This window comes from Halomonas sp. AOP25-F1-15, assembly GCF_052378675.1.
Classification (GTDB): Bacteria; Pseudomonadota; Gammaproteobacteria; order Pseudomonadales; family Halomonadaceae; genus Vreelandella; species Vreelandella casei.
Window position 1 is genome coordinate 313,418 of sequence record NZ_JBQSXV010000003.1, and the last position, 19,597, is coordinate 333,014.

17 protein-coding genes are annotated in these 19,597 nt (G+C 53.6%); 14 read left to right on the top strand and 3 right to left on the bottom strand.

The annotated features are described in order from the left end of the window. Positions 1 to 48: 48 nt before the first annotated feature. Positions 49 to 1,467: an aminotransferase-like domain-containing protein gene (locus tag ACT3TF_RS07370; protein WP_444671905.1), complete on the bottom strand. Its 1,419-nt coding sequence runs from the start codon at positions 1,465 to 1,467 to the stop codon at positions 49 to 51. Between the two features lie 275 nt (positions 1,468 to 1,742). Between ACT3TF_RS07370 and ACT3TF_RS07375 the strand changes: the two genes are divergently transcribed. The 6 genes from ACT3TF_RS07375 to ACT3TF_RS07400 all read left to right on the top strand — a co-directional run bounded on the left by ACT3TF_RS07375 (position 1,743) and on the right by ACT3TF_RS07400 (position 8,267). Continuing rightward, entirely contained in the window at positions 1,743 to 3,158 is a 1,416-nt protein-coding gene (locus ACT3TF_RS07375) for an APC family permease (RefSeq protein ID WP_444671906.1), read from the top strand. Between the two features lie 29 nt (positions 3,159 to 3,187). Further along, positions 3,188 to 4,639, top strand: coding sequence for an NAD-dependent succinate-semialdehyde dehydrogenase (locus ACT3TF_RS07380; RefSeq protein WP_444671907.1), 1,452 nt, complete (start codon positions 3,188 to 3,190; stop codon positions 4,637 to 4,639). Between the two features lie 10 nt (positions 4,640 to 4,649). Further along, positions 4,650 to 5,921, top strand: coding sequence for a 4-aminobutyrate--2-oxoglutarate transaminase (gene gabT, locus ACT3TF_RS07385; RefSeq protein WP_444671908.1), 1,272 nt, complete (start codon positions 4,650 to 4,652; stop codon positions 5,919 to 5,921). 322 nt (positions 5,922 to 6,243) lie between these two features. Next, positions 6,244 to 6,678: a hypothetical protein gene (locus tag ACT3TF_RS07390; RefSeq protein ID WP_444671909.1), complete on the top strand. Its 435-nt coding sequence runs from the start codon at positions 6,244 to 6,246 to the stop codon at positions 6,676 to 6,678. 91 nt (positions 6,679 to 6,769) lie between these two features. Continuing rightward, positions 6,770 to 7,339 carry a DUF6932 family protein gene (locus ACT3TF_RS07395; RefSeq protein ID WP_444671910.1) on the top strand — a complete coding sequence of 190 codons (570 nt, stop codon included), beginning with the start codon at positions 6,770 to 6,772 and terminating at the stop codon, positions 7,337 to 7,339. Beyond that, entirely contained in the window at positions 7,332 to 8,267 is a 936-nt protein-coding gene (locus ACT3TF_RS07400; protein ID WP_444671911.1) for a hypothetical protein, read from the top strand. Before ACT3TF_RS07395 ends, ACT3TF_RS07400 begins: the two co-directional genes overlap by 8 nt. Before the next feature lie 178 nt (positions 8,268 to 8,445). Here the strand turns inward: ACT3TF_RS07400 and ACT3TF_RS07405 are convergent, their stop codons facing one another. Next, the gene (locus tag ACT3TF_RS07405) at positions 8,446 to 10,023 is read right to left on the bottom strand and encodes a deoxyribodipyrimidine photo-lyase/cryptochrome family protein (RefSeq protein WP_444671912.1); all 1,578 of its coding nucleotides are present in this window, start codon (positions 10,021 to 10,023) and stop codon (positions 8,446 to 8,448) included. 123 nt (positions 10,024 to 10,146) lie between these two features. Between ACT3TF_RS07405 and ACT3TF_RS07410 the strand changes: the two genes are divergently transcribed. Continuing rightward, positions 10,147 to 10,449: an antibiotic biosynthesis monooxygenase family protein gene (locus tag ACT3TF_RS07410; protein ID WP_235040563.1), complete on the top strand. Its 303-nt coding sequence runs from the start codon at positions 10,147 to 10,149 to the stop codon at positions 10,447 to 10,449. A 49-nt stretch (positions 10,450 to 10,498) separates the two neighbouring features. On the opposite strand, the gene ACT3TF_RS07415 is transcribed toward ACT3TF_RS07410, so the two are convergent. Beyond that, the gene (locus tag ACT3TF_RS07415; RefSeq protein WP_444671913.1) at positions 10,499 to 11,764 is read right to left on the bottom strand and encodes a Zn-dependent hydrolase; all 1,266 of its coding nucleotides are present in this window, start codon (positions 11,762 to 11,764) and stop codon (positions 10,499 to 10,501) included. Positions 11,765 to 11,957: 193 nt separating this feature from the next. On the opposite strand from ACT3TF_RS07415, the gene ACT3TF_RS07420 reads away from it, so the two are divergent. The 7 genes from ACT3TF_RS07420 (at position 11,958) to ACT3TF_RS07450 (ending at position 19,596) form a co-directional block, all read left to right on the top strand. Continuing rightward, entirely contained in the window at positions 11,958 to 13,355 is a 1,398-nt protein-coding gene (locus ACT3TF_RS07420) for an aspartate aminotransferase family protein (protein WP_444672026.1), read from the top strand. A 36-nt stretch (positions 13,356 to 13,391) separates the two neighbouring features. Next, on the top strand, positions 13,392 to 14,888 hold the full coding sequence (locus tag ACT3TF_RS07425) for a CoA-acylating methylmalonate-semialdehyde dehydrogenase (protein ID WP_444671914.1): 1,497 nt from the start codon (positions 13,392 to 13,394) through the stop codon (positions 14,886 to 14,888). A gap of 91 nt (positions 14,889 to 14,979) precedes the next feature. Next, positions 14,980 to 15,600: a TetR/AcrR family transcriptional regulator gene (locus tag ACT3TF_RS07430; RefSeq protein ID WP_096277623.1), complete on the top strand. Its 621-nt coding sequence runs from the start codon at positions 14,980 to 14,982 to the stop codon at positions 15,598 to 15,600. Between the two features lie 247 nt (positions 15,601 to 15,847). Beyond that, positions 15,848 to 16,510 carry a GntR family transcriptional regulator gene (locus ACT3TF_RS07435; RefSeq protein ID WP_444671915.1) on the top strand — a complete coding sequence of 221 codons (663 nt, stop codon included), beginning with the start codon at positions 15,848 to 15,850 and terminating at the stop codon, positions 16,508 to 16,510. Between the two features lie 260 nt (positions 16,511 to 16,770). Continuing rightward, entirely contained in the window at positions 16,771 to 17,742 is a 972-nt protein-coding gene (locus ACT3TF_RS07440) for a TRAP transporter substrate-binding protein (RefSeq protein WP_444671916.1), read from the top strand. Positions 17,743 to 17,758: 16 nt separating this feature from the next. Then, on the top strand, positions 17,759 to 18,319 hold the full coding sequence (locus ACT3TF_RS07445; RefSeq protein WP_444671917.1) for a TRAP transporter small permease: 561 nt from the start codon (positions 17,759 to 17,761) through the stop codon (positions 18,317 to 18,319). Continuing rightward, positions 18,316 to 19,596, top strand: a complete 1,281-nt coding sequence (locus tag ACT3TF_RS07450; protein WP_444671918.1) for a TRAP transporter large permease — start codon at positions 18,316 to 18,318, stop codon at positions 19,594 to 19,596. The genes ACT3TF_RS07445 and ACT3TF_RS07450 overlap by 4 nt, the downstream gene beginning before the upstream one ends. The last annotated feature ends 1 nt before the right edge of the window (position 19,597 follow it).

A 19,597-nucleotide genomic window follows, 5' to 3' on the forward strand; every position in this document is an offset into this window, starting at 1 on the left:
TCGTACTTACCAATCGGGTTGTTGTCATTAACAGGCACACGCCAGTTCTTAGCGCAGCAGCGCCTCTAAACAACGGCGCAGCCGCTGTGCTTCACGTACCAGGGTTTCTCCTGACAGCATGCCTACTCCCATGACCAGCCCCGAACGCAGGTCGCCTTTCGCGCATACCGGGCTTAAGGGGCGCACAATCAAGTGCTCTTTTAGCAGCGTTTGGGCAATCAGCACATCATTAATATGCGGCTCAAACTCAAGGCATAAGCTGATAGTGCTGGTGGGTGGCGAAACGCTGCGCACCTGCGGCAGTGAGAGGAGCTGATCATGCAGCACCTGCTGGCGCCCTAAGTAGTCGCGCTGAATGCGCCGACACCAGGCATCTAAGTCACCATCAAATATAAACTGTGCTAGTACGGCCTGGTCTAGCATGCGGCCTTCACGAAACAGCTCGCTACGCAGGCGATTCATAGGCCCGGCTAAATGCCGCGGTACGACTAAATAGCCTAGGCGAAGGCCTGGAAACATCATCTTGGAAAATGAGCCGACCAGCAAGTGGCGTTCAGACTGCGGGTCAAAGAGCAGGTTAGCGTGATCGTCACGATTAAACTCGTAATCATCTTCGATAATATAAGCCGGCGTTAAGGCATCGCATAAGCGTTGTTTGTCGACCGCGCTGGTGGGCACGCTGAGCGGGTAGTGGTGTGAACCGGTGAGATAGGCAAGCTTTACAGGGCCAGGCGACGCTGGCAGCGCGTGCCCCTGGCCGGGCTGCCACGCCAACATCTGAATCTCTAAACCTGTCGCGGTAAACACATTGCGCGCGCCCCAATAGCAGGGCGATTCCATGGCGACAGTGTCGCCCACATCGGCCAACGCCATGGCGCAGAGCTCGATGCCGTTATGGGTGCCGTCGGTAATAATGATCTGCTCTATGTCGCAGCTAAGATTGCGCCAGCGGGCTAGAAAATCGCGTATCGCACGTTTTAGCGGGCCATAGCCACCGGTGGAGTAGGAAAGCAGCAGGGCATTTTGCGGCACCGTTACACTGGCGTAGAGCTGTCGCCACTTGCGCATCGGGAACTGCGCAATGTCGGGTATGCCGGGTACAAACGCGCCGCTTTGAATCATGCTGGCGCCGGGGCCATCCAGCACTCGCCTGGCACGTACAGAAAGCGGTGTATTGCCAGCGGGCGGCACGCTCGCCGTAACGGGCCTGCAGGTCCAGGTGCCTTGCCCATGGGCCGTTTTAAGCAAAGCTTCTTCCAGCAGCGTGCGCACCGCCAGCGCCAGCGTTTGACGGGAAACGACGAGAGCCTCCGCTAGCTGGCGATGGGAGGGCAGCCGCAGCCCAGAAGGCCATTGCTGAGTAATGGCTTGGCGTAACGCCTGCTCAATACGCACTTGCTTGCTTAACCGCTCGGGTTGGAGTGCATAAAGTTGTTCAAGCTGGTGCACGACCTGCCTTCGTTCCATGTCAACGCCTCTTTTTCCCCGCTTAGCCCGCTATCGCCGGGTGTTTAGACGAAAGCATTAGCTATATTACGCACTCTTTTGGCGCGCAAAAGAAGTGGTCTAGTCGAACACAAAAGTGGTGCGTTCGTCTTTTCCTCGCCGCCTGCTAGCGTGTTGCTATTCTGTTAGGCAAGTCCCTTGAAAATAGGATCAGGATACTGCGCCTCCGAGCGCCCACCACAACATCTAATAACCTATTCCAATAACCCACTCTAATAATTCACAGGACACTGACAATGACCACACCTTCATCAGAGCAGGACGGATTAGTCCGAGTACTCGCCCGTGGCGATGTATTAGCGCTGGCCTTCGGTGCCATGATCGGTTGGGGTTGGATTGTACTCACGGGCACCGCGATTCAATCGGCAGGCAGCTTAGGCGCCATTATAGCGTTTATTATCGGTGGCTTAGCCATTGTATTAGTTGGCCTTACCTATGCAGAGCTTGCTTCTGCCATGCCCAAAGTCGGCGGTGAGCATGTTTATAGCTACCGTGCGCTGGGTCATCTGCCTTCGTTTTTATGTACCTGGGCGATTATTTTAGGCTACTTGAGCGTAGTGGCGTTTGAAGCCGTCGCACTACCTACGGTGATCGAGCACTTAGCGCCTAACTACGCGGTCGGTCATCTTTGGACGATTGCTGGATGGGAAGTTAAAGCGACGTGGGTGGCCGTAGGCGTGGGCGGCTCGCTTGCGATGATGGTGATTAACTACTTCGGCGTCACGACCGCGGCGTTGCTACAGAAGGTCGTCACTGGGCTGATTCTTCTGGTGGGGGTGATGTTTGTGACCGGCTCGCTGTTTGAAGGCGAAACGATCAATATGCTGCCGCTCTTTACTCAGGCCGACACCGGCGTCTTCGCAGGCATCGTCGCCGTGCTGGTCATGGTGCCGTTTCTGTTTGTGGGCTTTGACGTTATTCCTCAAGCGGCGGAAGAGATTAATCTGCCCTATAAAGCCATTGGCAACGTGCTGATGCTGTCAGTCATTTTGGCCGTGGTGTGGTACGCGCTGATTATTTTGGCCACGAGTTTGGCGCTCAATAGCGACGAACTAGGCGCCAGCACACTCAGCGTGCCGGACGCCATGGGCTCACTGTTCAACGCCGCCTGGGCAAGTAATCTCATGGTGGTGGCGGGCATTGCAGGCATTATCACCAGCTGGAACGCCTTCTACATTGGCGGCTCGCGTGCCATTTATGCGCTAGCTAAAGCGGGCATGCTGCCGGCGCCGTTTGCTAAGCTTCACCCACGCTACAGAACGCCTACCAACGCTATCTTCATGATGGGGTTTCTCTCCTGCATCGCGCCGTTTTTTGGCCGCCCTGCGCTGGTGTGGATCGTTAACGCCGGTGGTTTTGGCATCGTGATCGCTTATTTGTTTGTCGCCATTTCGTTTGTGGTGCTGCGCGTACGCGAACCGGATATGCCGCGCCCCTTCAAGGTGAGTAACGGCAAACTATGCGGCATCTTCGCCGTCATTCTTGCCTTTGGCATGGCGTGTCTTTACCTGCCGGGCAGTCCGGCGGCGCTAAGCGGTGCCGAGTGGAGCATTTTTGCCGGCTGGGCTGTATTAGGCCTGGCGCTCTATATCCATGCACTGCGCACCTATGGCCGCGACTTCAGCGACCAGCACATGAAGGCAACGATGTAAGTTATGCCTGATATTTTAAGGAGCACGCTATGAGTTTTATAAAACAGTGGTTGCACGATGCCGTTCCTAGCCTGATTGGCAGTGAGTGGCGCATCGGCCAGCAAACCTTTGCCGTCGATAATCCCGCCACCGGCGAAACCATTGCCCGCGTGGCTGACATGGGCGCGGATGATACCCGCGACGCGGTGGAAGCCGCCTACAGCGCAGGCGCTGGCTGGCGCGCCACGCCGGTCAAGCAGCGCTCGGCACTACTGCGCCGCTGGTTTGAACTGATCATTGAACATGCGGATGATCTTGCCCGGCTGATGACCTTAGAGCAGGGCAAGCCGCTGGCAGAAGCCAAAGGCGAAGTGATTTATGGCGCCTCGTTTATTGAGTTCTTTGCTGAAGAAGCCAAGCGCATGGCGGGCGAAACCCTGCCCAGCCACGGTGCCGATAAGCGCCTGTTAGTGCTGCGCGAGCCGGTCGGCGTGGTGGCGGCGATCACCCCATGGAATTTCCCGCTGGCGATGATCACCCGCAAGTGCGCGCCTGCCCTTGCTGCAGGCTGCACCGTAGTGATTAAGCCTGCGGAAGCCACACCGCTCACGGCGCTGGCCGCGGCTTATCTGGCGCTAGAAGCGGGCTTGCCCGCGGGCATTATCAACGTCATCACTGCTTCTAAACCGGTAGCGATAGGCGAAGTGCTGACGACCGACCCGCGGGTGCGCAAGGTCTCGTTCACCGGCTCCACGCCGGTGGGCAAGCGCCTGCTGGCCCAGTGTGCCAGCACCGTAAAGAAAACCGCTATGGAGCTTGGCGGCAACGCCCCGTTTATCGTCTTTGACGACGCCGATATTGACGCCGCCGTTGACGGTGCCATTGCCTCAAAATTCCGCAACGCTGGGCAAACCTGCGTATGTACCAACCGCTTTTTGGTTCAGGACGGTGTTTACGACGCCTTCGTCAGCAAACTCACCGAACGTGTTAATGCCCTGAAGGTGGGCGATGGCTTGGCCGACGGCAGCATTATCGGCCCGCTGATTAACCAAGCAGCCGTAGACAAAGTGCAGCGTCATATTGATGACGCCGTTAGCCACGGCGCGCGCGTACTTTGCGGTGGTAAGCCTCACGCAGCGGGGGAACGCTTCTTTACGCCCACAGTACTGGCGGATGTCACCACGCAAATGGCCGTGGCCGATGAAGAAACGTTTGGCCCCGTGGCGCCAGTGTTCCGCTTTACGCGCGACGAAGACGCTATCCAGATGGCCAATGATACGCCGTTCGGCCTAGCCGCCTACTTCTATGCCACCGACTACCGCCGTATCTGGCACACCATGGAGCAGCTGGAGTACGGCATGGTGGGTGTGAATGAAGGATTGATCTCCACAGAGCTTGCGCCGTTTGGCGGCGTGAAAGAATCAGGGCTGGGCCGCGAAGGCTCACACCATGGATTAGATGAGTTTACTGAATTGAAATACGTCTGCGTCGGCGGCTTATAAAGGAATGAAGATGACCAACCAAGAACTGAACGAGCTGAAAAACCGCTATGTGGCCAACGGTGCCGCGACGCCGACGACCCAGTTTGCCGAGTATGCTGAAAACGCAGAACTGTGGGATGCCGACGGAAATCGCTGGATCGATTTCGCTGGCGGCATCGGTGTCCTTAATTTAGGCCACCGCCACCCGAAAATCGTCGCGGCGGTAGAAGCGCAGCTTAAGAAAGTGATGCACACCAGCGCGGCGGTGATCTCCTACGCCCCTTACGTGCAACTGTGCCAAAAGCTCTGCGAACTGAGCCCGGTGCGCGGCCCTGAGCGCAAGGCGATGCTAGTCAATACCGGTGCCGAAGCGCTGGAAAACGCCGTGAAAATTGCCCGTGCCGCCACTGGCCGCACCGGCATCATCACCTTTGATGGCGCCTTCCACGGTCGCACCATGATGACCCTGGCGATGACCGGCAAGGTGCTGCCCTATAAGAACGATTTCGGCCCGATGCCGGGCGATGTGTTCCGCGCACCGTTCCCTAACCCTTTGCACGGCATAAGCGAAGAAGCCTCACTTGAAGCCATTCGCACGCTGTTCAAAACCGATATCGCCCCGCACCGCACGGCGGCCATCGTGATTGAGCCGGTACAGGGCGAAGGCGGTTTCTACATCGCCTCACCGGGCTACCTGAAAGCGCTGCGCGCGCTGTGTGACGAGCACGGCATTCTGCTAATCGCCGACGAAGTACAGTCCGGCTTTGCGCGCACCGGCAAGCTGTTTGCGCTCGAACATAGCGGTATTGAGGCGGATATTCTCACCACCGCCAAGAGCCTAGCCAACGGCATGCCGCTCTCTGCCGTCGTAGGTAGCGCCAAGGTAATGGACGCCTCGGGCCCCAACTCCCTGGGCGGCACCTACAGCGGCAACCCGCTCTCCTGCGCGGCAGCACTGGCGGTGATCGAGGTGATCGAAGAGGAAAACATCCTGGCCCGCAGCGAGCAGATGGGCAAAATGCTGGCCGAGCGCTTTGCCGTCTGGGAAGAACGCTTCCCAGCGGTAGCCCACGGCCGCCAGCTCGGCGCCATGGCAGCGTTTGAACTGCTCGACAGCGACGGCAAGCCAGATGCTCAGATGACCGGCGCGCTATGCGCCAAAGCCCGCGAGAAAGGTTTGATCCTGCTTTCCTGCGGCTTCTACGGCAACAGCATCCGCATTCTGGTGCCGCTAACGGTGTCGTCCGGGGTGTTGGAAGAGGGCTTGAGCATTATTGAGGCATCGCTGGAAGCGCTTAGCTAATACCTTTCTAAGGATTATCTAGCCCGCCACCGTCAAACAGCGAAAGCTGTTGGCGAGGGCGGGGTTTTTTATGCGTTGAAAGCTCAAAGCTGAGATAGTCAGCCGACCAAAGAACCCTGTGCTAAGCTGGATTTGGTAAATTAGCCGCCCAAGGCGGAGGTGCAGGGAAATGCAACAGAAGCACGAATTATGATATGAGAGATAATTAAAATTTATAGTCCAAAGCATCAGTGATTTGTAGGCTGCTTTTTTTGACTAGCATGCTGGCGCTTTTATCTAATAATAGGACTCGCTGTCTAATATCTTTTAGCGGGAGAGAAGCATGTTTGGATGGTTGAAGCCGAAGCGCCCTGAGGCGCTCTTATTTAAGTCCAACGATGCTGCGTTCGAGTATGCTTCGAAGTACATGCTGCGCCCACTTTTGAAGGACGCTACGATTTTCGGCCAAGTTCTGGCAAAGGTTTCTCCGCAATTCGGAGGGCTCCTGAAACAGCAGCCAAAGTGGCGGGTGCGGCTGGCGACGGAGCACGGTGTCCTTCAGACGGATCATTGCGGGTCGATTGCGGATCAACTGGCGTCTGATGTGGACTTGAAGTCATCGCCAATCGTTGAGGGTGACCTAGTTGCTGTGCAGGTCGGTTCATACGATCCGAAATACGCCGTAGACAGTGAAGTGCAGTACTTCATCATCATCTGCAAACTCAAGCCAGAACTCAGGACGGACACTCGTGTCTTTGCTCCAGACGTCGCTCGCTAACAATGCCGTGCACGCGACGTGCGAAGACACACGCGCTAATGGCTAACGTTATGTATTGGAGTTAGCGGAAAGATCATAGGAAGAATGAAGAGTGATACCAGAATTAAATCAATCAGGAGTATTACCTCCGTTTATACCTGAGCAAGGGCCGACCGACCCTGCTGGCATGGCACCCTATAAGACAAAGATAACTGAGTTTGTAAGTCGGTATGCTCATACTCCCGAGAGGAGAGCTATACTTAGAGGACTGCTAGATTATCGTAGGAAGCTTAGGGAAATAGGTATTTGTAAAGGTTTTCAGTGGCTTGATGGCAGCTTTGTGGAAAATGTAGAGCAAAATCGTGGTCGCCCTCCTGCAGATGTAGATATAGTTACTTTTGCCTTAAGGCCTACCAATGATCTGGAGGACTGGAAGAGTGTAGTCTATGGGAACCCGGACCTGTTCCTTCCTGGTGAAGCAAAGCAGAAATACTATTGTGATGCGTATTTTGTTGATTTGAACACGCACCCCATACATGTGGTGAGCAATACTCGATACTGGTTTGGTCTGTTTTCACATCAACGAGAATCTTATCTTTGGAAGGGGATGGTAGAGATTGCCATTGAGTGCAGCGACGATGAGGCGTTGGAAATGCTAGATAGGGAGTCAGACAATGCCTAAGAAGCTCAATATTGACAGCCTATCTTCTGAAATTACCACTCTTAATGAGTTGCTTGTCAGCGCCCGCCAATCTGGCGATATCGTAGGAGAAATGCAAATCGAGCATCGAGTTGCAGAATTATCTAAAAAGCTAAATTCACTTAAAGAAGAAGTGTTGTCTGATAATAGTGCCAGTGTTGCCCTATTCTTTGGTGGGCAACCTGTGCTTGGATCAAAGGGAATTGCAGCTGAATTTGCCGGTACTGCATTGGAACAGTTTCAAAATCTTATCGCCAAGATATTTGCTAATAATGAAGTCGGAGATTTAGGCGAAAGAGGACTCGTACCCTTCAAGGCTAACTCTGAATTAATGGTCACAGGTTTAGCAAGAGGCTCATTTGGATTTGTACTTGATGAGATGAATGATCAGGTACAATTAGAGTCGTCACAACTATCACACGTCATCGATAGGGCTGCTGTTCTTCTTAGAGACTCTGCCGCTCAAGATGATGCTGTTTTTGAGTCAATCCTAGAAGAATTGGAGCCAAGAACATTAATAGCGCTTAGAGACTTGTTCAACAATCTAGATTCAAACAAAGCAACTCTCAGAGTCGTCGAAAAAGAATTGGATTTTACACTTGATGCCCCATCTATACATCGAGCAAAAATAAGAACAGAAGCTACAAGTATTGAAGAAAGCACAAATGAAATTGAAGGCACTTTAGTTGGTTTTTTGCCAGAGCACCGTAAGTTTGAGTTGGCTGATAAGGCTGGAATGCTTTATTACGGCGCCGCTAGTAAAGAAGCAGTAGAGCAGTTCACGAAGGCTACAGACAATGTGATCGGTAATAAGTGCTTGATAAAAGTCTCAATAAAAACAGTGGCACCATTAAACAGGCCACCAAGAGAAGTAGTTCGTTTGATAGAATTCCTTCGCTTTGGTGAGTAAGCACGTGTCGGCCGTTCCTCAAACGAGACGCAGGATAGATAACGATCGGCGGCATTACTGAAGCAGTCCACCAATAATATCAGTAGCATGCCGAACGACAGGCTCCATCTAATGGTGCATGTGTAATGACGTGCAGTTTCCCACATGCGGTCACGCTATAGCTAAGCGTAACGTCTACCTATTCCCCCAATCCTCCCTCATCAAACAACGAAAGCTGCTGCCGATTAGCGGGTTTTGCTTTTTTAGCGTGCCGAACGGGCGGTCGACGCTGACTGGCGAGCTTATCCACAATCGCTTGGCTGGCTTCTCTGGCGTCTGAGGTGCGACGCAGCTCGTAGAGCGTCTTCTTCCAGTGGCGTGCTTCGGCCTCAAAGTCGTTGGGGATTGGGTAGTTTACGCCAGGTTGAAAGCCGAACCGCTTTTGCAGGCTTTCCGGCAGTGCCCAGGGTTTGGCGCGCCACTCTAACGGGAGTGGCGTTAATTCCGGCACCCAGCGGGCGACAAACTCGCCGCTGGGGTCGTTATCCTCCGCCTGCTTAATAGGGTTGTATACCCGCAGCGCGTTGATGCCCGTAGCGCCTGCCTGCATCTGCACTTGGGGGTAGTGAATGCCGGGCTCGAAGTCGGTAAACAGCCGCGCCAGATGCAATGCTGGCTCAACCCAATGCAGCCCAAGGCCAAAGGTGGCGTGGGAGATCAGCATGGCGCGCATGCGAAAGTTGATCCAGCCGGTGGCGATTAGGCTGCGCATACAGGCATCTACCAACGGCATCCCGGTTTGCCCGCGCTTCCAGGCGATCAGGTTGGGGTGTTCTGGGTCGCGCTCGCGCAGGCCGCGCAGCGCCGGGTGTAGGCTTTGCGATTCGATGCTTGGTTCGCTTTCGAGCTTTTGAATAAAATGGCAGTGCCAGTGGAGCCGGGAAGCGAAGGCGCGCAGTGAGCGTGACCAAGCGGCATCTTCAGCATGCTTTTTGCGCTGGCGTCGCAGTGACTGCACCACTTCGCGCATGGAGAGCGTACCCCAGGCCAAGTGCGGCGAAAGCCGTGAGCCAAATTCCCAGGCCAGCAGCGGTTTAGAAAGTGAGCCGCGATAACGCCGCCCGCGCTGGCTTATAAAGCTGCGCCAGACTGCTCGGCCTTCGCTACGACCGCCTGGCTGTCGCTCGGGGCAGGGCGTGGTGTCAAACCCTAGCGTCAGGTCGTGAAGCTGTTTGACGTCAATATGGTGAAAGGCTTGCCAGCTCTCAGCCGCCTGGGCGCTTTGCGGGGCAGTGGCGGTGGGCGCCGTCATTAACGTTTCCCACTGATTTTCCCATGCGTTGCGGTCAGCAACTCTGGATTTTAAGCCACGCACTACGCCGTGCTGGCGTGCTTCATGCCAGGGTGTGCCGTGCTGCTGACACCATGCCTTGACGCTGAGATCGCGGGCAAAGCTCCAGGCGTTGCCGGTCTCTTCATGTGAATGAAGCACAAACTCGCTGTAATGGGTTTTCAGGGCGTTCAGTAAATCGACCATATCGCCTTGCCAAATACACAGCGGCAGACTCAGTGTTTCGAGTGCGTTTGAAAGATCGATAAGCGAATCAGCGGCAAACTGCCAGTGGCGCAGGGCGCTGTCTGGCGCTTGCCACTGCCCCGGTTCAATAGCAAATACGGGCAGCACGGGGCCAGCCGCGGCGGCGTTAGAAAGCGGCGCGTGATCATGAAGACGTAAATCGCGTTTGAACCAAACGACCTGAATACGTGCCTTACTCATACTGGAGCCTGACCGTTGAGGGCTATCCGCCGCTAAGCCTATTCGCCATTTGCCTGTGACGTTACCATCAAGCTATTGTTTGCGTCACCAATCGAGCAGGTCCCGTCCAACAGGAGAGCCATCATGTATATCGCGATGAACCGTTTTCGTATTGCCCCAGGCCGTGAAGAAGATTTTCTAGAGGTATGGCGCAACCGTGACTCTCACCTGGATGAAGTGCCAGGCTTTCAGCAGTTCAACATGCTGCGCGGCGAAAGCCAGGAAGACCATACCGTGTTCATTTCTCATACCGCTTGGGAGTCCGAAGAGGCTTTCCGCGCGTGGACCCAGTCAGACGCATTTCGCAAGGCCCACGCGGGTGCTAAAGCGCCTGAAGGGATTTACCTCGGCCCGCCGAAGTTTGAAGGTTATGAAGTGGTGTTGTAGGTCGCGTGCTACCGCATGAGGTGCTTTTCATGCGGTAGCTTGATGCTGCTTAAGCAGTGCCTGCCGCCTCTAGCATTGCCTGCAGCAGCACGTTACAGCCCTCGTGAACATGTTCCGGCGTTGCACTCTCAATCTCGTTGTGGCTAATGCCATCCTTGCAGGGAATAAAGATCATTGCAGCGGGAGCAACTCGGCCGACAAACATTGCGTCGTGCCCTGCGCCGCTGATGATATCCATATGCGAGAACTTAAGCTTTTCAGCTGCATGACGCACGGTGTCAACGCACACTTTATTGAAGTGCTCAGGTGCAAAATCCGCGGTAGGTGTTAGCTCGTACGACAGCCCGTGACGTTGGCAAATTTCTTCAACGGCAGCAGCCAATGATTGGGCCATTTCGATTAGAGCCTCGGGCTCCCAGTGGCGCATATCCAACGTCATTTTTACCTGTCCTGGAATCACGTTGCGTGAACCTGGGTGCAGCGTCATACAGCCTACCGTGCCACGACCGTGGGGTTGGTGTTCATTGGCGATACGGTTGAGCGCTTGAGTAACTTCCGCTGCGCCCATCATGGCATCCCGACGAAGGTGCATGGGGGTTGGGCCTGCGTGGGCCTCAAGCCCGGTGAGGGTTAAATCAAACCACTTCTGACCAAGTCCGCCGATAACCACGCCAATGGTGGTGTCGGTATCTTCGAGAATTGGCCCTTGCTCAATGTGCGGTTCAAAGTAGGCTTTGATCTCGCTTGGTGACACCTCGTCGCTGCCACGATAGTGAATGGCGTCCAAAGCATCGCTAACCGTCACGCCATCAGCGTCGATGCGCGCCATCATGGTGTCAAATTCAAGCACGCCGGTAAAAATGCCAGAACCCATCATGCAGGGGGGGAAGCGGCAGCCTTCTTCGTTCGTCCAGGCGACAATTTCGATGGCCGATTGCGTCACTATTTTGTGTTCGTTGAGCGTGCGGATTACTTCAAGGCCTGACAGTACCCCAAAACAGCCGTCGTATTTGCCTCCGGTAGGCTGGCTATCTAAATGGCTTCCCGCCATAACGGTTTTGGCGCTGGGGTCGCTGCCTTCTCGGCGTGCGAAGATATTGCCGATATTATCAATACGAATAGTACAGCCTTCAGCTCTGCACCACTGGATAAATAGATCGCGCCCTTGGCGTTCAAGATCGGTAAGCGCTTGACGGTTCACGCCGCCTTTAGGTGTGGCACCTAGCTTGGCCATTTCCATCAGCGCTTCCCAGAGACGGTTACTGTCGGTGCGCAGATCGGCTATAGCAGTTTTCGGTTCAGCAAGCGAATTCATATGACTTCCTTTTATTGAGCACGGATAAAGCTGGCGACTCCCCGGTTTATTGTTTGGCTCATTATTAGAGTAGAGATAAAAAAGCCATGTTACGTATAGATTCCCTAACGTGAACAACAGGAAAGCGTAATTTTATAAACATGTTCAGTGGCGCATCCTGATGCAACGTCTTAACGCGATGGAGCTGGACACCATGTTTGGAATAAAAAGCAAAACGACACCGCAAACATCAGAGCATTCTTCAGAACTTTCTTCAGAACTCCCGTCAGAGCAGGGCGCCTCAAACAGTGCGCTTAATCAGCATTTCTGGATGCCGTTCAGCGCTAATCGTGATTTTCACGCTAACCCACGCATGATCACGGGGGCGGAAGGGCGCTATTACATTGATGACCAGGGCCGCAAATTATTCGATTCGCTGTCAGGGCTATGGACCTGCGGCGCAGGCCACAATCGTGAAGAAATCCAAAAAGCCGTCGCGGCACAGCTAGGCACTCTCGACTTTGCCCCAGGCTTTCAGCTTGGCCATCCGCTGGCGTTTAAGTTAGCGGAAAAAGTCGCCAGCCTTATGCCTACCGGGCTTGATCACGTATTTTTTACCAACTCAGGCTCCGAGGCGGCCGATACCTCGGTCAAGATGGCCAAAGCCTATTGGCGGCTTAAAGGTAAGCCTGAGAAAACGCGCCTGATTGGCCGAGCGAAGGGCTATCACGGCGTCAATGTCGGTGGCACAAGCCTTGGCGGTATCGGTGGCAATCGTAAGCATTACGGCCAGTTGATGGATGTCACGCATCTACCGCACACGCTTCAAGCGGGCCACGCCTATACCCGTGGCCAGGCAGAAACGGGGGCTGAGCTTGCCGATGCGCTGCTTGATCAAATAGCCCTACACGACGCCTCGACGATTGCGGCTGTGATTGTTGAGCCAATGTCTGGCTCGGCGGGTGTGATTGTGCCACCCAAAGGCTACTTGGATCGTTTGCGCGAAATCTGCACCGCTAACGATATTCTGCTGATTTTTGACGAAGTGATTACCGCCTTTGGGCGTAGCGGTGCGACCACCGGTGCCCAGGCGTTTGGCGTGACGCCAGATATCATGAACGTGGCCAAGCAGATCACTAATGGCGCCGTACCCATGGGCGCAGTGATTGCATCACGCGAGATTTTTGACACCTTTATGCACATTGGTGGGCCCCAGCATGCCGTTGAGTTTACGCATGGCTATACCTACAGCGCTCACCCGGTGGCCTGTGCAGCAGGGCTGGCGGCGCTTGAGTTAATGGAGCGCGAAAATTTCCCCGCCCAGGTTAGCGCCATTGCGCCGCGCTTCGAAGAGAAGTTGCATGCTCTCAAGGGCCGCAACCACGTCGTGGATATCCGCAATTACGGCTTAGCGGGCGCGATCCAGTTAACGCCTCGTGACGGCGACCCAACGATTCGACCACGCGATGCACATATGGCACTTTGGAAAGCAGGCTTTTACGTACGTTATGGCGGCGATACGCTGCAATTTGGCCCTCCCTTTGGCACCACCGATGCCGAGCTAGAGCGCCTGTTCGACGCCGTTGCGACCACCCTTGATTCATTGGCATAGCCTATTTTTTGATAAAACCGGTTTCGGAGTATAAAAATGAGTGTTATTTCCCACCTGATCAACGGTGAGTTAGTGAAGGGCCAGCGCACGCTGGACGTTACCAATCCTTCAACGGGAGCTGTCATTCGCCAAGTGTCTGATGCCTCTGCGGCCGATGTTGAAAAGGCCATTGATGCCGCTCAGGCAGCGTTTCCCGCCTGGCGAGATACGCCACCGGCCAAGCGCGCGCAAGTTATGTACCGCTTTAAGCAACTGCTCGAAGAGCACGCTGACCGCATCGTGCAGCTGGTCAGCGAAGAGCATGGCAAAACGCCAGAAGACGCTATGGGTGAGCTCAAACGTGGCATTGAAAACGTTGAGTACGCCTGCGGCGTGCCTGAACTGCTAAAAGGTGAGTATTCCCACAACGCAGGGCCTGGCATTGATGCGTGGTCTAATTTCCAACCGCTGGGCGTCGTTGCAGGTATTACCCCGTTTAACTTCCCGGCTATGGTGCCGCTATGGATGTATCCGATGGCAATTGCCTGTGGCAACTGTTTCATTCTCAAACCGTCGGAAAAAGACCCCTCTTCCTCAATGGCCGTGGCTGAGCTGCTTCAAGAAGCCGGGCTACCGAAAGGCGTGATGAGCGTGATTCACGGTGGTCGCGAAGCGGTGGAAACGCTGTTGGATGCCAAGGCCGTGAAGGCTATTTCGTTTGTGGGTTCGACGCCGGTGGCTGAGGCGATCTACACCCGTGGTGCGGCCGCTGGTAAACGCGTTCAAGCGCTGGGCGGTGCGAAAAATCATGCCGTAGTGTTGCCCGATGCCGATTTGGAAAACGCCGCTAATACTCTAATGGGTGCGGCTTACGGTAGCTGCGGCGAGCGCTGCATGGCGATCTCAGTTGCCGTATGCGTTGGTGATGAAACGGCTAATCGTTTGGTTGAAACCATGCTGCCGAAAATCGCGCAGCTAAAAATTGGCCCCGGCACTCAGAAAGGGCTGGATATGGGCCCGCTAGTGACCGCAGAGCACCGCGACAAAGTACTGGGCTTCATTGAAGATGGCGTAAAATCAGGCGCAACGCTGGTAGCCGATGGTCGTGACCTCACGGTGTCAGGCCACGAGCAGGGATATTTCGTTGGCGGCTGCCTGTTCGATAATGTCACGGCTGATATGCGTATTTATCAGGAAGAGATCTTCGGGCCAGTGCTTTGTGTCATGCGGGTCGGTAGCCTAGATGATGCCATGCAGCTAATTAATGACCATGAATACGGCAACGGTACCTGCCTGTTTACCCGCGACGGTGAAGCCGCCCGACGCTTTACCGACGGTATTGAGGTGGGCATGGTCGGTGTTAACGTCCCGCTGCCTGTACCGGTCGCTTACCACAGCTTTGGTGGTTGGAAGCGCTCGCTATTTGGTGATCTTCACGCCTATGGACCTGATTCGGTGCGTTTCTACACGCGTCGAAAAGCTGTTTCTCAACGCTGGCCTTCCGTTAGCGAAGCGACGCAAGCGGAGTTCTCATTCCCCGCCAATCAGAGTTGACGTTATAGCGTAAATAGGAGATCTTCTCAGCACCGCCGCTCTCCGGCGGTGCTTTTTTGTGCCTATCTTCGACGTAAGGGACGAGTGCAGCGTGGCAAGAACCCAGGACGAAATTCGCCAGACCAACGTTAAGAAGATTCTCCAGGCCGCGGAGCAACTGTTCGCGGAAAAAGGCTATGCCGGCGCCTCCATGGGAGAAATTGCACAGCTGGCTGAACTTCCCAAGTCCAACGTGCACTACTACTTCGCCACTAAAAAAGCGCTTTACCAAGAGGTATTGCTAGAGCTGCTGGAAATATGGAAGCAGGACGCGCTTTGCTTTGAACTCTACGATGACCCTCGCGTGGTGCTGTCCACTTACATTCGCGCCAAAATGACCCACTCCCGCAATCGCGCCCACGGCTCTAAAGTGTGGGCGGCCGAAGTCATGCAGGGCGCACCGATCCTAAAAGAGCGCCTGCGCGACAATCTTTACGAATGGGCTAAACTCAAAGAGTCGAAAATTAGCGAGTGGGTCGCATCAGGCCAGATCCACCCTGTTGAGCCTTCCTATCTACTTTATATGATCTGGGCGTCCACCCAACACTACGCCGACTTCGACTACCAAATCTACTTGCTCAATGACGACAAACCGCTAGACGACCTGCAGTTTGAAAAAGCCGTGCAGTCAGTGACTACGATGACTTTAAGAGGTATTGGGCTGACGGTATGAGCAGTGCTCAATTGCTCCTCGACATGACCTAAGTCAGATTGTTCTATGAGGGCTGGATGCGGCGTGGTGGCTAATCAAGAACGGTAATGCAGTTTGCAATATGACTCCCATTATCTTAGTTATAAGTCTTATTGACTGTGCTTATGGTGGAAATAGACTTTCAATGTAGGTTGAACGCAGAAATTCTCGTTACAATGCCTTCTTAGCAGTATCCAGACGGTCTTTTAAATAGAGAGATTCAACATATATGTTAGCAGTGAATAATGGTGTTTCTTACGAGCAAGCTGATTATGGCGGCCTCTCTAGCGTTGCTTATGAGGCGATCATGCGAATGATTCTGGCTCGCGAAATGTCCGGTGGCGATATCGTTCAAGAGCGTCGGCTTGCGGATGTTCTTGATATGTCACGAACGCCTGTCAGAGAGGCGCTGCGACGCTTAGAAGCTGAAGGATGGTTAATTCGCTTGAACTCCAGAACTATTGGCGTCAAAAAAATAGCGATTGATGAATATGTTGCTGCATTACAAGTTCGAGAGTTGTTAGAGCCTGAAGCAGCTGCAATGGCGGCAGCAAAGTCCCACACAAAAATTATTAGTGATTGGGCTGAAAAGCTTGATGCTATAAGAAAATCAACCCAGGTTGGCCTCAAGCAACAGTGGCAGTTTGATCAGACGCTTCATATGGGGATAGCACAGGCAACAGGCAATGAGGTGCTGCTTAAAATTATTTCTGAGCTAAGAAAAACGACGCAGATATTTGAAAACCAGACTCTGCCCGCTAAATCTTTTCCCGGATATGACGCACATCTAGCGATTATTAACGCCATCGTAGAAGGTGATTCTGACAAGGCGCGTATAGCCATGCTCGATCATTTACGTGAGACGAAGAAAAATATTTTTGAAGCTCTCTAATATAACTTAGCATTGCAAGCGCTGATCTGGTGCATACTGGTTGTAAATTGAGTATTAAAAACATCTCTATGTCTTATGCTAAAGTCTATATGGTGGGGGATCTTTTAAATCGTTATGCGGATGCACAGTCTTTGTGCAATTTGTTTTATCTATCACCTTTTTGAAGCGCAAGGATATTATAATAATAATCTATTTTATGAGTTGACATGTGGTATACCAGTGGTCTACAAATAAGCTGTCAACGTCTAAGAGAAATAATTATGAAAAAATCTATAGCTGTTGGGATTGTTGCACTTGCCTCTGTTTATTCCACGTTTTCTTGGGCTGAAAGCTTAGTACTGAGAGCTGGGCACTCGGCCAATTTAAGTGAGCCTTATCAAAAAGGCTTGGAGAAGTTTGCTGAAGTTGTCGAGCGCGAAACAAACGGTGAAGTTACTGTACAAATCTTTCCTAATAATCAGTTGGGTAATGAGCGGGAAATGATCGAAGGTGTGCTGCTGGGCACTCTGGATATTGCCGTTCCCACCAACGGTGTCTTGACCAACTTCGTTTCTGAGCTGTCGATTTTCGATCTGCCTTTTCTATTCAATGATCGTCAGCACATGTATCGCGTCATGGACGGTGAGGTTGGTGAACGCCTGGCCGGATCCATGCAGGAGAGCGGCTTTCAGCTACTGGGTTTTTATGAGGCGGGTATTCGGCATATCGTGACCAAGGAGCCGGTCAACAGCATCGAAGACCTAGAACGCCAAAGTATTAGAACCATGCAGATTCCGGCTCACGTAGCCGCTTTTAACGAGTTTGGTGCCAACGCGACGCCGCTTGCCTACAGCGAGCTTTACGCAGCGTTGGAATCCGGCGTGGTGGATGGTGCTGAAGCTGCCTTTACCAACTACCAGGCGCAGCGATTTTATGAAGTGGCGCCCTACCTTGCTGAAGTGAGCTGGACCACATTGGTCGCGGATCTGATCATGTCCGAGCAGCGGCTTTCGAGCCTGCCTGACAACGTACAGCAGGCACTAATAGTGGCGGGTGCTGAGTCTGCAGAGTACGAGCGCCAGGTGTATGCCGAAATGGATACGCGCATTCGTGAAGAGCTTTTAAGTGCCGGTGTCGAGTTTACCCAGCCCGATCTTGAACCCTTCCGCGTAAGATCTCAGGCGGTTTATAGCGAATTCGTTGATACGGATCAGAAGCAAGAGCTCCTGGACCTTATCGAACAGCTGCGTTAAATAGCCGGGGCTATTCATGATCATCATGGATAGCCCTGCTACTTCAGGAGGAGTTATGGCCCCTATTGTGCAAGTAGCCGAGCGAGTGCTGCAGGGTATCAGATTCTTGATTGCTGTATGTGTCGTTGTTTTGTTCAGCTATATGGTTGTAGCAATCCTGACGCTAGTAGCAGGACGGTATGTCTTCGGTTTTTCCGTGGCGGGGGCGGCAGAGACGGCTACCTTTGCTCAGATATGGGTTATCTTCCTCGCTGCCGGTATTGCCATGCGTGAAAAGCTGCATATTGGCGTCGATATTCTTTATGAAGTCCTCCCCGATACTTTAAAGCGAATTACCGCCCTGCTTATTTTGCTTTTTGGCAGCTGGTTTTTATGGCTGGCTATTCTCGGTAGCCAGCGGTTATTGCAAATCGGCCAAATGCAAACCTCGCCGGCGTTAGGTATTCCCATGTGGATACCTTATCTCTCCTTGCCGGTAGGGCTTGGCTATTTCTTCCTCGAATTCTGTATTGCCTATTTAAAGAAAGTTTTCGCTAAAGAGTGCGCTGACAATAATAAAGAGGAAGCCACATTATGATAATGGTCATGGTGTTATTTGTACTTCTTTTAATTGCTGGCGCTCCCATCGTGTTTACCATGGGGGTCTCGGCGAGTGTCGTGCTAATGGGCGAAGGGATTCCCAACAGCATCATTTCCCAACGTCTGTTCGCGGGCCTGGATAGCTTTACCATCATGGCCATCCCGTTTTTCGTTCTGTCGGGGCTTTTGATGGAGCGCGGCGGTATCGCGCGACGCATGATCGATTTTGCCACCGCGCTGGTCGGCTGGATTCGAGGGTCGCTGCTACTGGTGTCGGTGGTGTCGGGTACCGGTCTTGCCGCGGTATCTGGCTCAGGCTCCGCCGATACGGCAGCCACTGCCTCCTTGATGCTGCCCGAGATGAGACGGCGTCGTTACGATATCGATTTTGCCGCGGGCCTGATGGCCGCGGCGGGCTCTCTAGGACCTATTATTCCTCCCTCCATAATGATGATCGTGCTGGCCTCAGTGGGTAACATCTCGGTAGGCGATATGTTTATCGCGGGTATCGTCCCAGGGTTTTTAATGGCGCTGGGTCTATTGCTGGCGGGGTACTTTCATGCCCGCCGTCACGGCGGTGTGTATAGTCAGATACAGCCTTTCTCCTTGCGTGAACTGGGCGCGACCGCTTTAAAGGCCATCCCGGCCTTTTTGATGCCCATCATCATTATCGGCGGTATTGTCGGCGGCGTTTTCACTCCGACCGAAGCCGCCTCGGTCGCCGTTGCGACCGGGCTGCTGGTGGGGCTCTTTATCTATAGAGAACTCAAACTTCGTGACCTGCCGCATCTCATACTGCGGGCGGCAAGTATTTCGGCCTCCGTGATGATGATCATTGCCGTGGCCAATATTTTCTCATGGTTAGTGGCTAGAGAGGGCGTGCCTCAGTTGCTGGTCGGATTTCTTCAGTCCTTATCCGACAACCCCTGGGTATTTCTGGCTCTACTCAATGTCGGACTGATTTTTGTCGGCATGTTTATGGAGAGCATTGCGGCCATCTTGATCCTGGTACCTGTCTTGATGCCCGTGGCGCAAAGCTATGGGATCGACCCGCTCCACTTGGGCGTAGTGATTATCATCAATCTTTCTATCGGGATGATTACACCGCCCTACGGCATCACCCTGTTTGTCGCCAGCAGTATTGCCCAGCGCCCCATCATGCGCGTGGCGGCCAAGATCATCTTGCCTTTGAGTTTTATGCTAGCCGTACTGGTGCTGGCGACTTACGTCCCTTATGTCGTTACCGCTTTACCCGATTTTTTTAGAAATCGTTAAC

Bases quoted from the DNA above. Each gene is read 5' to 3' on its own strand.
- ACT3TF_RS07370 (WP_444671905.1), bottom strand. From the start codon at position 1,467: ATGGAACGAAGGCAGGTCGTGCACCAGCTTGAACAACTTTATGCACTC.
- ACT3TF_RS07375 (WP_444671906.1), top strand. From the start codon at position 1,743: ATGACCACACCTTCATCAGAGCAGGACGGATTAGTCCGAGTACTCGCC.
- ACT3TF_RS07380 (WP_444671907.1), top strand. From the start codon at position 3,188: ATGAGTTTTATAAAACAGTGGTTGCACGATGCCGTTCCTAGCCTGATT.
- gabT (WP_444671908.1), top strand. From the start codon at position 4,650: ATGACCAACCAAGAACTGAACGAGCTGAAAAACCGCTATGTGGCCAAC.
- ACT3TF_RS07390 (WP_444671909.1), top strand. From the start codon at position 6,244: ATGTTTGGATGGTTGAAGCCGAAGCGCCCTGAGGCGCTCTTATTTAAG.
- ACT3TF_RS07400 (WP_444671911.1), top strand. From the start codon at position 7,332: ATGCCTAAGAAGCTCAATATTGACAGCCTATCTTCTGAAATTACCACT.
- ACT3TF_RS07405 (WP_444671912.1), bottom strand. From the start codon at position 10,023: ATGAGTAAGGCACGTATTCAGGTCGTTTGGTTCAAACGCGATTTACGT.
- ACT3TF_RS07410 (WP_235040563.1), top strand. From the start codon at position 10,147: ATGTATATCGCGATGAACCGTTTTCGTATTGCCCCAGGCCGTGAAGAA.
- ACT3TF_RS07415 (WP_444671913.1), bottom strand. From the start codon at position 11,764: ATGAATTCGCTTGCTGAACCGAAAACTGCTATAGCCGATCTGCGCACC.
- ACT3TF_RS07420 (WP_444672026.1), top strand. From the start codon at position 11,958: ATGTTTGGAATAAAAAGCAAAACGACACCGCAAACATCAGAGCATTCT.
- ACT3TF_RS07425 (WP_444671914.1), top strand. From the start codon at position 13,392: ATGAGTGTTATTTCCCACCTGATCAACGGTGAGTTAGTGAAGGGCCAG.
- ACT3TF_RS07435 (WP_444671915.1), top strand. From the start codon at position 15,848: ATGTTAGCAGTGAATAATGGTGTTTCTTACGAGCAAGCTGATTATGGC.
- ACT3TF_RS07440 (WP_444671916.1), top strand. From the start codon at position 16,771: ATGAAAAAATCTATAGCTGTTGGGATTGTTGCACTTGCCTCTGTTTAT.
- ACT3TF_RS07445 (WP_444671917.1), top strand. From the start codon at position 17,759: ATGATCATCATGGATAGCCCTGCTACTTCAGGAGGAGTTATGGCCCCT.
- ACT3TF_RS07450 (WP_444671918.1), top strand. From the start codon at position 18,316: ATGATAATGGTCATGGTGTTATTTGTACTTCTTTTAATTGCTGGCGCT.